Genomic DNA, 14,261 nt, shown 5'->3' with positions numbered 1-14,261 from the left:
CGCCATGCCCGAAGTCCTCAAAGCCCCGCTCGCCGTCGAGTTCCCCTTCATCCGCTCCCTCGGCCCGGTGCAGAGCGCCTTCCTGACCGGACTGCGCGAACGCGTGGTCCTCGGGGTGCGCACGGTCGACGGCCGAGTCCTGGTGCCGCCCGTCGAGTACGACCCCGTCACCGCCGACGAGCTGCGCGACCTCGTCGAGGTCGGTGCCACCGGCACGGTCACCACCTGGGCCTGGAACCACGAACCCCGCCGCGGCCAGCCCCTCGACACACCCTTCGCCTGGGTCCTGGTCCGCCCGGACGGCGCCGACACCGCCCTGCTGCACGCCCTGGACGCCCCCGGCCCGGACGCCGTGCGCACCGGCATGCGGGTCCGGGTCCGCTGGGCCGCCGAACGCACCGGCGCCATCACCGACATCGCCTGCTTCGAGCCGTACGACGGCCCGGCCGAGGAAACGGGCGCACAACCGGCGCCGCACACGGGGGAGTTCGAGGACGCGGTCACCGGCATCGTCGCCCCCGCCCGCCTCGACTACACCTACACCCCCGGCCGCGCCCAGGCCGCCTACCTCGACGCGCTCGGCGGGCGGCGGACCGTGGGCGAGCGCTGCCCGTCCTGCCGGAAGGTGTACGTCCCGCCCCGCGGCGCCTGCCCCACCTGCGGTGTCGCCACCGCCGAACGGGTCGAGGTCGGCCCCCGCGGCACCGTCACCACCTTCTGCATCGTCAACATCAAGGCCAAGAACCTCGACATCGAAGTCCCCTACGTCTACGCCCACATCGCCCTCGACGGCGCAGACCTCGCGCTGCACGGCCGGGTCGGCGGCATCCCCTACGACCAGGTGCGCATGGGCCTGCGCGTCGAACCGGTGTGGACGCCCGACGCCCGCTTCCCCGACCACTACCGGCCCACCGGCGAACCCGACGCGGACTACGACACGTACAAGGAGCTGCTGTGACGCGCGCGCAAGCCCCGCGGGGCCGCGAGATCGCCGTCGTCGCCTTCGCCCAGACCGACCACCGGCGCACCACCGACGAGCTCTCCGAGGTGGAGATGCTCATGCCCGTCCTGCACGAGGTGCTGGACCGGACCGGCCTGAGGACCGCCGACATCGACTTCACCTGCTCCGGCTCCTGCGACTACCTGGCCGGCCGGGCCTTCTCCTTCACCCTCGCCCTCGACGGCGTCGGCGCCTGGCCCCCGATCTCCGAGTCGCACGTCGAGACGGACGGCGCGTGGGCCCTGTACGAGGCGTGGACCAAGCTGCTCACCGGGGAGGCCGACACCGCCCTGGTCTACGCGTACGGCAAGTCCTCGCCCGGCTCGCTGCGCGACGTGCTGACCCGGCAGCTCGACCCGTACTACGTCGCGCCGCTGTGGCCGGACTCCGTGGCCCTGGCCGCCCTCCAGGCGCAGGCGCTCATCGACGCCGGCGACACCGACGAGTCCGCGCTCGCCGCCGTCGCCGCCCGCAGCAGGACCGCCGCGGGTGCCAACCCGCACGCCCAGCTGCGCGGCCCGGTGCCGCACGGCGAGCACATCGTGCGTCCGCTGCGTACCGGGGACTGCCCGCCCGTCGGGGACGGCGCCGCCGCCGTGATCCTCGCGGCGGGGGAGCGGGCGCGGGAGCTGTGCGCGCGGCCCGCCTGGATCCGCGGCATCGACCACCGCGTCGAGGCGCACGGCCTGGGCGTGCGCGACCTGACCGACTCGCCCTCCGCCCGGCTCGCCGCCGAACACGCCGGGGCCTTCGAAGCCCCCGTCGACACCGCGGAGTTGCACGCCCCGTTCACCTCGCAGGAGGTGGTGCTGCGCAAGGCGCTGCGGCTGGACGAGCGGGTGCGCGTCAACCCGTCCGGCGGGGCGCTCGCCGCCAACCCGATGATGGCCGCCGGACTCGTCCGCATCGGCGAGGCCGCCGCCGCCGTCCACCGGGGCGAGTCCGACCGGGTGCTCGCCCACGCCACCTCCGGCCCCTGTCTGCAACAGAACCTGGTCGCCGTACTGGAAGGGGATCGGCGATGAGCAAGGAGCCCGTGGCCGTCGTCGGGATCGGCCAGACCAAGCACGTGGCGGCCCGCCGTGACGTGTCGATCGCCGGACTGGTCCGCGAGGCCGCCCTGCGCGCCCTCGCCGACGCGGAACTGACCTGGGCCGACATCGACGCCGTCGTCATCGGCAAGGCGCCCGACTTCTTCGAGGGCGTGATGATGCCCGAGCTGTACCTCGCCGACGCGCTCGGCGCGGTCGGCAAGCCGATGCTGCGGGTGCACACGGCCGGCTCGGTCGGCGGGTCCACGGCACTGGTCGCCGCGAACCTCGTCGCGGCCCGGGTGCACGCCACCGTGCTGACCGTCGCCTTCGAGAAGCAGTCCGAGTCGAACGCCATGTGGGGCCTGTCCCTGCCGATCCCGTTCCAGCAGCCGCTGCTGGCCGGGGCGGGCGGGTTCTTCGCACCGCACGTCCGGGCGTACATGCGCCGCAGCGGCGCCCCCGACACGGTCGGCTCGCTGGTCGCCTACAAGGACCGGCGCAACGCGCTGAAGAACCCCTACGCCCATCTCCACGAGCACGACATCACGCTGGAGAAGGTCCAGGCCTCGCCGATGCTGTGGGACCCCGTCCGCTACTCGGAGACCTGTCCGTCCTCCGACGGCGCCTGCGCGATGGTCCTCACCGACCGGGCCGGCGCGGCCCGCGCGCCCCGGCCGCCCGCCTGGATGCTCGGCGGCGCCATGCGCAGCGAACCCACCCTCTTCGCCGGCAAGGACTTCGTCTCCCCGCGGGCCGGCCGGGACTGCGCCGCCGACGTCTACCGGCAGGCCGGCATCGCCGACCCGCGCCGCGACATCGACGCCGTCGAGATGTACGTACCGTTCTCCTGGTACGAGCCCATGTGGCTGGAGAACCTCGGCTTCGCCGAGGAGGGCGGCGGCTGGAAGCTCACCGAGGCGGGCGTGACCGAACTGGACGGCGACCTTCCGGTGAACATGTCGGGCGGGGTGCTGTCCGCCAACCCCATCGGCGCCTCCGGCATGATCCGCTTCGCCGAGGCGGCCCTCCAGGTACGCGGGCAGGCCGGGGAACACCAGGTGGACCGCGCCCGCAGAGTGCTCGGGCACGCCTACGGGGGCGGATCCCAGTTCTTCTCCATGTGGCTGGTGGGGGCGCGGCCCCCGGACGGCTGAGAGCGGAGCCGCGGGGCGGCGGCCGAAAGGCGCCCGAAGGTCCCTCTCACGTGGCCTGTCGGCCGTGGGAACCGGTCGCTAGGCTGGCCCGCGGACGACGAACCGGGAGGAGCACGGACGTGGCCGAGAGCACCATCCAGATGCAGCCGCTCACGGGCTGGGACAAGCCGGAGCTGGACCTCAGCAACGCCGAGTGGCAGTCCAGCAGCCGAGGCCGAGGGGATGTTCAGATCGCTTTTGTCGAGGGATTCATCGCCATGCGCAACAGCGGCCGCCCGGAGAGCCCTTCCCTGATCTTCACACCGGCGGAGTGGGGCGCTTTCGTGTCCGGCGCGCGGGAAGGGGAGTTCGACCTCACCTGATCCGCGGGCCGATCCGGGCGTGTCGCACCCCTTTTTCCGGACACGCGACCTGGTACGCCGTCCTGGGGCCGATGCCTGAGCCAGGCTGACCCCAGGAACGGGAAGGTCGTATTCCGGAGGTGAGGAACCATGAGCGCCCTGCCGGTCATCGCGGCGGTCGACGGCTCGGACGACAGCATGCGCGCCCTGGAGTGGGCCCTCGACGCGGCCCGCAGACGGGCGGCACCGCTGCGGGTGGTCCATGTGCGGGAGTTCGCCGCCTGGGTGCCGGCCGCCGTCCCGGTGGCCGCGCCGCCGACGGCGGAGGACCCCGTTCTGGCCCAGGTCCGGGAGCTCCTGGCCGGGCGCGCCGACCTGCCGGAGACGGAGTACGTCGCGGTCGACGGCGCCACCGGCGCCACGCTGCCCGAACTGGGCTCGACCGCCCAGCTCCTGGTGCTCGGCTCCCGGGGGCGCGGCGGCTTCGCCAGCCTGCTGCTCGGCTCCAACGGGCTGGCCGCCGCCAGGGACGCCGCCTGCCCGGTCGTCGTGGTGCCCAGGCCCGACCGCAAGGTCGACGACGCGCCGCCGACCGCACCCGGGCCCCGCGTGGTCGTCGGCCTGAACGTGGACGGCCCCGACGACGCCACCCTCGCCTTCGCCTTCGCCGAGGCGGAACTGCGCGCGGCCCGGCTCCAGGTGGTCGCCGCCTACGGGTGGCCGATCCAGATCTGGGGGACGCCCGGTGAGATCCTGCCGCCGGTGGTCGATCAGGACGCGGTCGAGAGCGAGACGCGCACCCTCGCGGAGGGCTTCCTCGCCCCGCACCGCGAACGGCATCCCGACGTCGGGGCCGAGGCGTACGTGCCGCCCGGCGACGCGGCGGGGCACCTGGTCGCGGCCTCCAAGGACGCCGACCTCCTGGTCGTGGGCCGCCACCGCCGCCGTCTCCTCGTGCCCGGCCATCTGCTGGGCTCCGTCACCCACGCCGTCCTGCTGCACGCGGCGAGCCCCATCGCGGTGGTGCCGCCCGCGCCCGCGGAGGAGTGACGCGGGGCCGCCCCCGTCGGTCCTGCGAGCGAGTCCTGCGACCGGCCCCCGTACGGACATCGTCGCGCACGCGTGTTCGATCTCGCCTCGTACGGGTGTCGGGCTGACGTTCGCCTCGACCCGTACGGGTGTCGGCCCGGCGTCCGCTCCCGCTCCGCGCGGAGGCCGGCCGGCCGTCGGCCCCGCTCGCCGTGCGCCGGCCGACCGCGCCCGCACGCCATGTGCGACCTCCCTCGGCGCCCCCTTCGACGACCTCCCCCGACGGCCGCCGCGCCGGGCCTGCCGCAGGCTCGGACGAGGCGGTCGGGCCGAAGCCGTACACCATCGCGCGCGACACCGCCCGGACACCGCGACGGCTTCCACGGGTAATGCTCAAGGGTGGGTCGTACCCGCCCCGCAAGGCGTACGCTGAGCTGCCTGTAGGTCACGGTGCGCGCCCGCTCCCCGCGCGGGTGGATCATCGTGACAGGGGGTGCACCATGGGGCAGTACTTCGCACGCGGCAGAAGGACTCTCTTCGAGCGTGAGAGCGAACTCGCCGCCGTCGACGAGGCGTTGGGAGAGCTGACCGGCCTGCGCGCGGACGGTGCCGAACCGTCCGACCGGCCGCGCGGCGCGCTGCTCGCCTTCGCCGGACACGCGGGCATCGGCAAGACCACCCTCCTCGCCGAGGTCCGCCGCCGAGCCGTCGCCCGCGGCTGCACCGTGCTCTCCGCCCGTGGCGGGGACCAGGAACAGCGCGTCGCCTTCCACGTCGCCCGGCAGCTGCTCCAGCCGCAGTTCGCGGGCACGGCGGAGACCGAACTGCGCTCCTCGCTGGGCAGTTGGTACGACATCGTCGGACCCGCGCTCGGCATCTGCGCCCCCACCGAAGGCGCCCCGCCCGACCTCCAGGGTCTGCGCGACGGGCTGGACTGGGTGCTCACCCACCTCGCCGTCCAGCGCGCCCCGATGGTCCTCCTGCTCGACGACGCGCACTGGGCCGACCCCGAATCCCTGGGCTGGCTGGCCGCGTTCGCCCCCCGCGCCGAGGAACTCCCGCTCCTGGTCGTCGTCGCCTACCGGCCCGACGAACTCCCCGAGCACGCGGAGTCGTTCCGCCGACTGCCCGGACGCGCCGGCGGACGCCCGCTCGACCTGGAGCCGCTGAGCGCCGTCGCCGTCGCGGACCTGGTCCGCGAGACGGTCGGCGGCCACGCCGACGACGCGTTCTGCCACGAGTGCTGGGCCGTCACCGCGGGCAACCCGTTCGAGACCGTCGAGCTGACCGCCAAGGTCCGCGACCGTGGGCTCAACCCGACCGAGGACGGCGCCCATCTGCTGCGCGACCTCGCGGCCGCCGCCAAGGGCAGCGGCCTGATCTCCCGTATCGAACGGCTCGGCAGCTCCACCGTCCGCTTCGCCTGGGCGTGCGCCGTGCTCGGCACCGAGATCCCCCTGGACCTCGCCGCCGCCGTCGCCGGACTCGGCCACGAGGAGGCCGCCGACGCCGCCGACGCCCTGCGCGAGGCCCGTGTCCTGACCGGCGAGAGCACCCTGGAGTTCGTCCACCCCCTCATCGCCACCTCCGTCTACCGCAACATCTCCGGCAGTTTCCGGGTCGCCCTGCACGGCCAGGCCGCCTGGTGCGTCATCGACGCCGGGCTCGGCCCCGCGGCCGCCGCCCGCCACCTCCTGGAGACCCACCCCGAAGGCGACCCCTGGGTCGTCCAGCAGCTGCGCGCCGCCGCGGGCGAGACCCTCAGGGCCGGAGCCCCCGACGCCGCCCGCAGCTACCTGGCACGCGCCCTGCGCGAACCCCCGCCCGCCGCCGACCGGGCCGCCATCCTGTACGAGCTGGGCTGCGCCTCCCTGCTCACCGAACCGGCGACCACCGTCAACCATCTGCGCGCCGCCCTCGAAGAACCCATCGCCGACCCCGAACTGCGCCACCACATCGTCTACCGGCTCTCCCAGGTCCTCGCCCACAGCGACCGCCTGGCCGAGGCCTGCGACACGCTGGCCGGCGCGATCCGTGTCACCGACGACGCCCGGGTGAAACTGCGCATGGTCTCCGAGGAGTTCATGTGGAACGCCTTCCGAGCCGACGAACCCGACCACCCCGCCCGCTCCCGCCGCCTGGCCCGGCTGGCCGACCGGCTCAAGGGCCGTGACCTCACCGAGCGGTACATCATCGGCCTGCGCACCTGGGACGCCATCCAGCGCGGCGAGCCCGCCCAGGTCGCCTTCCACCACGCCGAACGCGCCCTCGCGGGCGGCCTCGGCTGGGCCGAGCCCGACCGCGGCTTCGAGGTGCCCGTCCTGGTCGCCATCGCCTTCATGTACGCCGACCGTCCGGGCCGAACCGAGGAACTCTTCGCCGCCGGCATCGCCGAGTTCGAACGCCAGGGCTGGCGCGGCGCCCACCTCTCCTTCGCCTACACGCTCCTCGCCTACGTCCGCTACCGGCGCGGCCGGCTCGCCGAGGCCGAGGACTTCGTGCGCGCCGGGCTGCGGCTGGCCGAACGCGTCGGTCCCGGCACTCCCGCCCACTGGTACGCGGTCGGCACGCTCATCGAGGTGCTGATCGCCCGTGGCCGGGTCGCCGAGGCCGCGCAGATCGCCGACCACCACTGTTTCTCCGCGCCCTTCCCGGCGGCCGTGGTCTTCCCCGACGCCCAGACCGTGTACGGCGAGCTGCTGCTCGCCCGCGGTCTGACCGAGGAGGCGGCGGCAGAGCTGTCCGCCGCGGGCCGCCGCCTCGACCCGCGCGGCATCCGCAACCCCGCCTGGTGCCCCTGGCAGCTCCATCTCGCCCGCGCCGTGGCCCACGAAGACCCCGAGCGGGCCGTGGCCATCGCTCACGAAGCGCTGGCCCGCGCCCGCCAGTTCGGCGCCCCCTCCACGATCGGCCAGGCACTGCGCACCACCGCCGAGGTCTCCTCGGGCTCCGTCCGCGTCAAGTACCTGGAGGAGTCCGTCTCCCACCTGGAGCGTTCCCCGGCCGCCTACGAGCTCGCCTGCGCCCTGGTCGCCCTGGGCACCGAGCTGCACCGCGCCGGCCGTGCCGAGGAGGCCGCCGACCACCTCTACCGAGGTCTCGAGACCGCGGCGCAGTGCGGCGCCGACGGACTCGTCGGGGCCGCCCGCGACGGACTGGCCGCCGCCGGGCTGCGCCCGCGCCGACTGCACACCGACGAGACCGACACACTCACCGCGCGTGAGCGCACCGCGGCCGGGCTGGCGGCCCGGGGCCGCAGCGACACCGAGATCGCCGGCGAACTGGACACCGACGAGCCGACCGTCGTACGTCTGCTCTCGGCGGTCTGCCGCAAGATCGGCACGGACCGTACGGGACTGCCGACGGCCCTGGCCGACCACGTTCCGGACTGAGAGCACCCGGGACGCGAAGCGCGGAACGGCGGGGGGATCGGGCGCGTCGCAAGGCCGGGGACCGACGCGAAAGCGGGCGGAGCCACCGGCCGGGAAACGGACGAGCCACCAGCCGGGAGACGGGTCTGGACACCGGCCGGGGAACAGGCCGGGAACAGGCTGAGGGACCGGCCGGGAACAGGCCTGGAAACCGGCCGACGCGAGGGCAGGCGGTGCCCGTGGTGTCTGCGGCACCCGAACGGATCACGGTGAGCGGAGACCCGCCGGCCCTGCCGCCCGCGGGGCCGGCCGGCCCCGCCGGCACGGCCGCCCGGCCGTCGACGCCCCCGCCACGCCCCGCGCACTCCCGCGGAGCGCGGCGCCGCCATGGAGAACGGTCCGCCCACACGTCGCCGAACACGCGCGGGCACGTACCATGGCCGCATGTCGTTCCTCCGCCGCCGCAGCGCCACCCCCGCCGGGCCCGACTTCGACGTTCTGGCCATGGACCCGGGCGACTGGCCCGGCAATCTGGGCGCGGGCCTGCTGCCCGCCCCCGACGGAAGCTGCCAGGGTGTCTTCCTGCGCTACGACCTCTTCGGGGGCCGCGGCCCCGCGATGATCATCGGCAATCTGCCCGAGGGCTCCCCGGCCCGCGAGGTCGCCGAGGGCGAGATCCCCTTCGAGGTGGCCCAGCTCCTGCTGGCGCTGGAGAACGACGAGGAGGTGACCGTCGTCGGCACCGAGGACATGCCCGTGATGCAGGGCGACAACCTGCTGATCGTGCGCCGGCTGAAGCTGTCCGAGGGCCGGATCTCCTGCGTGCAGTTCGACCGCAGCGACAACGTCCTGGTGACCATCGCCGCCTGGGACCGCCCCATCACCGACGACCTGTACGCCCTGCTGAAGCCGCTCCCGGCGGAGCTTTTCCAGCAGGGCTGACCCGACAGGACCGACCCGACAGGGCCGACCGGTGCCGGTCACGACCGGCACCGGTCAGGCCCCGGCGCCCGTCAGCGGGACGACGGTACGGCGTCGACGTCCGCGGCGCGCACGAACTCCACCCGGTGCCCGTACTGGATCTCGTAGTACTGGTCCGTGCCGACGACCACCTTGTGCGAGTCGGTGGCGAAGGTGACCGCGTAGAAGTACTCGCCCGGCAGCTTCTCGCCCGCCGCGTACCGCTGGCCCGCGAGGATCCGGTACGGCAGCGGCGACACCGTCTGGGCCGGGACCCCCGCCGGATACGCCTCCTTCTCCGGGTAGGCACGCCCGTAGACCGGGATGCTGTCCAGGCCCGCCTTCGGCGTGATCACGAGCCCGGTCGCGTCCACCGCGGTCGGCTGCTTCTTCGGGTTCTGGAACCAGGCCTTCTGGCCCAGGAACCAGATCGCCGTCCAGTCGCCCCAGTGGCCGGCGACCGCGTACCGCTGGCCGGTCGACGCCCGCGAGGACAGGTCGTTCACGTTGTCGGTCGGTGCCGTCCCCAGACCGATGTCCTTGATCAGCGCCGAGCTCGTGTCGTGGTCGGAGTACAGCCGGACCGCGCTGGAGCCGTGCGCGTCGCACGGCACGCCCTTGGTGACACAGCCCGTGTACACCGGCTGGTTGGCCGCGTACCGGGGCAGGATCGTCACCAGGCCGCCGTCCTTCTTCGCGGTGCGCTCGAAGGGGTGGTCCAGCAGCTCGAAGTAGTGGCGCCAGTCCCAGTAGGGCCCGGGGTCGGTGTGCATGCCGGGCACGGTCGCCGTGGTCGGGCCGGGCACGGTGTCGTGACCGAGGATGTGCTGCCGGTCCAGCGGGATGCCGTACTTCGTGGCGAGGTACTTCACCAGACGGGCCGACGACCGGTACATGGCCTCCGTGTACCAGGTGTCCGGCGCGGCGAGGAAGCCCTCGTGCTCCAGACCGATCGACTTGGCGTTGATGTACCAGTTGCCCGCGTGCCAGGCCACGTCCTTCGCCTTCACGTGCTGGGCGATGTGGCCGTCGGTGGAGCGCAGCGTGTAGTTCCAGGACACGTAGGTCGGGTCCTGGACGAGGCTGATGGTCCCGTCCCAGGCGCCCTCGGTGTCGTGGATGACGATGTACCTGATGCTCTGCGACGCCGGGCGGTCGCCCAGGTCGTGATTGCCGTAGTCGTTGTCGCCGAACTCCGCGTACGGCGCCGGGATCCACTCGCAGGACACCGTCTTCGGGCACTCCGTGCCGTCCGCGGAGACCGTGCGCAGACCCGTGCGGGCCAGCTGCCCGGTGTCGGGCACGAGGCCCGGCTGCGCGGCCAGGGCGACCACCTGACCGGCGTCGGTGGTGCGCTGCTCGCCGCTGTGCAGCACGTCGTAGACGTCGTTCGCGTACGCCGCCGCCGTGGCGGTGTCGTCCGCGCCGGAGAACCGGGCGACCGCCCCGTACCAGTCGGCCGGATCGGAGCTCAGCGGCTCGCCCAGACCGCGCTGGGCGGCGGCGAGCAGCGCGGCGCCGCCCGCCACGTTGGCGGCGGGGTCCGTGCGCAGGGCCTCGGCGCTCAGGCCGGTCAGCTCGGCGGCCTTCGGCAGCGTCTTGAGGCGGTCGGGGAGCTGCGCGTCGGTCGGCACCTCGGCGGTGCGCACCAGGGCGGGACGGGCGCTGTCGCCGCGCGCGTCCTCCGTGCCGTCGCTGTGGTGCGACGCCTGCGCGAGGGCGGTGCGGGCGTCCGTGAGATGCATGGGTCCGTAGCCGCCGGTGACGCTCGGCGCGCCGTCGTGCCCGTCCCAGCGGGACTGGAGGTAGGAGACGCCGAGCAGGACGCTCTGCGGTACGTGGTAGGTGGCGGCCGCGTCGGCGAACGCCTGCTGGAGGCGGGCCGTGGAGTTCGTGGCGCCCGCGGACGGGGCGGCGCCGAGCAGGGGGAGCAGCAGGGCCGCGCAGGCCACGGTGCCCGCGGCTGCGCGGACGCGTCTGCGCCCGGTGGTTCGGTCGGGGGCGGTCGCGTGTGCGGGCAATGCAGCCTCCTGGGGCGATCGGGCGCGATGAGACGTGCGGGGCCGGGCGTGTCAGTGCTACCGGCTATCCGACGATCCGTCAATCATGCCCAGAGGGAGGCGATTTCCCATGTCAGCAGCGCGTGCGGCGAGTTTCGTGGCGACGGCTCACGGGCCTGCGGGGCGTCAGTGGAGTACACCAATGGCCGTGTCGGGCGGCCGGTGACGGCCGCCGGAGCGCGCATCGGAGAGGCAGCGCGGGAGGCGCGAGAAGGGAGTGGGCGAGGGGGGTGAGCGAGCGAGTGCCCGCGGTGGCGGCGGGGCGGGCAGGACGAAGGTCCGCGGTGTGCGTCGTCGCTCGGAAACGCGCCGCGGACCGTCGTCCCCGTCAGCGGGTGCCGACCGCCGCGCGTACGGCCCGGCGGGCCAGCTGGCAGTCGTCGTGCAGCCGCCTCAGCAGCAGCCGCTGTTCCTCGCCGGACGGCGCGGCGTTCGGGGCGGCCACGCCCGGTGCCGGCGGGGCCGACTCGTTCAGCGAACGCTGCACGGCGGTCTCGTAGGTACGGATCTCGCGGGTCAGGACGAGCATCAGGTTCACCAGGAACGCGTCCCGGGACGCCGGTCCCGCCGACTGGGCGATCTGGCTGATGTGCCGACGGGCCGCCGGTGCGTCCCCGAGCACCGACCACAGCGTCGCCAGGTCGTAGCCCGGGAGGTACCAGCCCGCGTGCTCCCAGTCCACCAGCACTGGACCGGCCGGTGAGAGCAGGATGTTCGAGAGCAGCGCGTCGCCGTGGCAGAACTGGCCCATGCCCTGCCGGCCCGCGGAGAGCGCGATGCCGTGCAGCAGCTTCTGGAGGTCGCCCATGTCCCGGTCGGTGAGGAGGCCCAGCTCGTGGTCGCGGGAGATGCGGGCCGCGTAGTCCAGGGGCGCGTCGAAGGTTCCCGCCGAAGGACGCCAGGCGTTGAGCCGGCAGATCGCGCCGAGGGCCGCCCGGATGTCGGTACGGGGCGGGGCCTCGGCGGGGTGCCGCTGGAGGGCCGCCACCCGGCCGGGCATCCGCTCGATCACGAGGGTGCAGTTGTCCGGGTCCGCCGCGATCAGTCTCGGCACGCGCACCGGGGGGCGCTGCCGGACGAACGTGCGGTACGCAGCTATTTCGTGGCGGTACCGCTCGGCCCAGACGGGCGAGTGGTCGAGTAAGCACTTGGCGACGGCCGTGCTGCGTCCCGTCGTACCGACGAGGAGGACCGAGCGGCCGCTGCGGCGCAGCACCTGCACCGGGGAGAACTCCGGGCAGATCCGGTGCACCGACGCGATCGCCGCGCGCAGCTGGGCGCCCTGCGGACCGGACAAGTCGAGTCTCCCGCTGAGCGGTTGCGTACCGACGCCCGGGGCCCGCCGCGGCCGGCCCGCACCGATGACGGGGGCCGCGGTCGACCGCGCGGGGTCGAGGTAGGGGCCGCTGCCGCCCGGGCGGGGGTGCAGGAGCCGGGGCGGGGCGGACACGGAGGACGATGCTGCGTACATGGGCGAAACAGATCCCTTCGTGTGCCTGCGACGTCAGTGCGCTGCCCGGCCCGGCCGCCCGGGTGCACCCTGGGGAGTGTCCCTCGGCGACCGGGTCGGGGTGGCGCATTCCTACCTGACACCCGTCGCCCCGTGGCACACCATCTGGCGCACCCTGGCGAAGCCTGGCGAATAGTCGCCCGGCAACTCTCACCGGGCTACATTCAAGTCAGCCGAGAACCTGGGGGCTTGACGTGAGCGGAGAACCCAACACCCGTCTTTCGGACCTGTTCGGCCTGGCCGGCTGGTCCAAGGGCGAACTCGCGAGGCTGGTCAACCGGCAGGCGGCGGCCATGGGCCACCCCCAGCTGTCGACCGACACCTCGCGGGTGCGGCGGTGGATCGACATGGGAGAGATCCCGCGTGATCCGGTGCCGCGGGTGCTGGCAGCCCTGTTCACCGAGCGACTCGGCCGTGTCGTGACCATAGAGGACCTAGGTCTGGTCAGGCACGGGCGTGCGGGGAAGCGGCAGGGCGCCGGGGATGTGGAACATCCCGACGGTGTGCCGTGGGCGCCCGAGCGGACTGCCGCGGTCCTCACCGAATTCACGGGAATGGACCTCATGCTCAACCGACGCGGCTTGGTGGGCGCGGGTGCCGCGCTCGCCGCCGGATCCGCCCTCAGCAGCGCCATGTACGACTGGCTGCACACCGATCCGACCCTGACCGCCGACGCTCCCCGACTCGACCACCCCCTGCACGCCGATCCCGCCGGGTTCGACCGCTACGAGGCCGCCCCCGTCGGGGCGCAGGAGGTCGAGGAACTGGAGCGTTCCGTCGAGGTGTTCCGGGCCTGGGACGCGGCCCGCGGCGGCGGCCTGCAACGCAAGGCCGTGGTGGGTCAGCTCAACGAGGTGGGAGGCATGCTCGCCTACCACCATCCTCCGCATCTCCAGCGCCGTCTGTGGGGTGTCGCCGCCAACCTCGCCGTCCTCGCGGGCTGGATGTCGCACGACGTCGGCCTGGAGCCCACGGCCCAGAAGTACTTCCTCATCGCCGCTCATGCCGCCCGCGAGGGCGGTGACCGGCCGCGCGCCGGGGAGGCGCTGTCCAGGGCGGCCCGCCAGATGGTCCATCTGGGGCGGCCCGGCGACGCGTTGGACCTGATGAACCTCGCCAAGTCCGGTGTGGGCGACGAAGTGCTGCCGCGTACCAGGGCGATGCTCGACACCGTGGAGGCCTGGGCGCAGGCGTCGATGGGCAAGGGGCAGGCGATGCGCCGCACCCTGGGGCGGGCGGAGGACCTCTTCGTCTCCGACCGGGCGGACCGGGAGACACCGGACTGGATGCAGACCTTCAAGGAGGAGGACCTGTACGGCATGCAGGCCCTGGCCTACCGCACGCTGGCCGAGCACGATCCGGCGGCGGCCGTGCACGCCCAGCACTACGCGGAGAAGGCCCTGGCCCTTCGGGTCGACGGCAGGCAACGGTCGAAGATCTTCGACTTCCTGTCGATGGCCTCCGCGTGCTTCATCGCGGACGACCCCGAACAGGCCGACCGCTACGCCCGGCTCGCGTTGGTCTCGATGGGCTCGAACTCCTCGCACCGCACCTGGGACCGGCTGCGCGAGATGTACCGGCTCACCGCGGAGTACGCCGGCTATCCGAGGATCAGCGAACTGCGCGAGGAGATCCGGCTGGCGTTGCCGAAGACGGTGAAGAGGAGCGGCAGCGCGCGGGCCTGAGGGCTGCGTGCGGCCGCTGTCGTACGCCGTACCAGGTGACGACAGAGCACGGCCGACCCACCGGATCGACCGGTGACCGACCGCGGGCCCGACCGACGACGACTATGCGACCACAAT

10 protein-coding genes are annotated in these 14,261 nt (G+C 73.7%); 8 read left to right on the top strand and 2 right to left on the bottom strand.

The features are described from left to right. Positions 1-4 precede the first annotated feature (4 nt). The 7 genes from ACZ60B_RS24510 (at position 5) to ACZ60B_RS24480 (ending at position 8,871) form a co-directional block, all read left to right on the top strand. Complete coding sequence (locus ACZ60B_RS24510) at positions 5-958, top strand: Zn-ribbon domain-containing OB-fold protein (RefSeq protein WP_469390335.1); 954 nt, start codon at positions 5-7, stop codon at positions 956-958. Further along, a complete protein-coding gene (locus ACZ60B_RS24505) occupies positions 955-2,025 on the top strand; it encodes a thiolase domain-containing protein (RefSeq protein ID WP_469390333.1) in 1,071 nt (356 codons plus the stop codon). Before ACZ60B_RS24510 ends, ACZ60B_RS24505 begins: the two co-directional genes overlap by 4 nt. Then, positions 2,022-3,188, top strand: a complete 1,167-nt coding sequence (locus ACZ60B_RS24500) for a thiolase domain-containing protein (protein ID WP_469390331.1) — start codon at positions 2,022-2,024, stop codon at positions 3,186-3,188. Before ACZ60B_RS24505 ends, ACZ60B_RS24500 begins: the two co-directional genes overlap by 4 nt. Before the next feature lie 119 nt (positions 3,189-3,307). Continuing rightward, positions 3,308-3,550: a DUF397 domain-containing protein gene (locus tag ACZ60B_RS24495; protein WP_351140707.1), complete on the top strand. Its 243-nt coding sequence runs from the start codon at positions 3,308-3,310 to the stop codon at positions 3,548-3,550. A gap of 129 nt (positions 3,551-3,679) precedes the next feature. Then, on the top strand, positions 3,680-4,579 hold the full coding sequence (locus tag ACZ60B_RS24490; protein WP_469390328.1) for a universal stress protein: 900 nt from the start codon (positions 3,680-3,682) through the stop codon (positions 4,577-4,579). A 479-nt stretch (positions 4,580-5,058) separates the two neighbouring features. Then, the gene (locus ACZ60B_RS24485; protein ID WP_469390326.1) at positions 5,059-7,950 is read left to right on the top strand and encodes an ATP-binding protein; all 2,892 of its coding nucleotides are present in this window, start codon (positions 5,059-5,061) and stop codon (positions 7,948-7,950) included. Positions 7,951-8,373: 423 nt separating this feature from the next. Then, complete coding sequence (locus ACZ60B_RS24480; protein WP_351606116.1) at positions 8,374-8,871, top strand: hypothetical protein; 498 nt, start codon at positions 8,374-8,376, stop codon at positions 8,869-8,871. Positions 8,872-8,942: 71 nt separating this feature from the next. On the opposite strand, the gene ACZ60B_RS24475 is transcribed toward ACZ60B_RS24480, so the two are convergent. Then, positions 8,943-10,910, bottom strand: a complete 1,968-nt coding sequence (locus ACZ60B_RS24475) for an N-acetylmuramoyl-L-alanine amidase (RefSeq protein WP_469390324.1) — start codon at positions 10,908-10,910, stop codon at positions 8,943-8,945. 367 nt (positions 10,911-11,277) lie between these two features. Continuing rightward, the gene (locus tag ACZ60B_RS24470) at positions 11,278-12,420 is read right to left on the bottom strand and encodes an aminoglycoside phosphotransferase family protein (protein WP_469390321.1); all 1,143 of its coding nucleotides are present in this window, start codon (positions 12,418-12,420) and stop codon (positions 11,278-11,280) included. A 233-nt stretch (positions 12,421-12,653) separates the two neighbouring features. Between ACZ60B_RS24470 and ACZ60B_RS24465 the strand changes: the two genes are divergently transcribed. Continuing rightward, entirely contained in the window at positions 12,654-14,144 is a 1,491-nt protein-coding gene (locus ACZ60B_RS24465; protein ID WP_469390319.1) for a DNA-binding protein NsdB, read from the top strand. Positions 14,145-14,261 lie beyond the last annotated feature (117 nt).

This window comes from Streptomyces sp. NPDC104096 (assembly GCF_055584385.1).
This window is presented reverse-complemented; position numbering and strand designations above follow the sequence as displayed.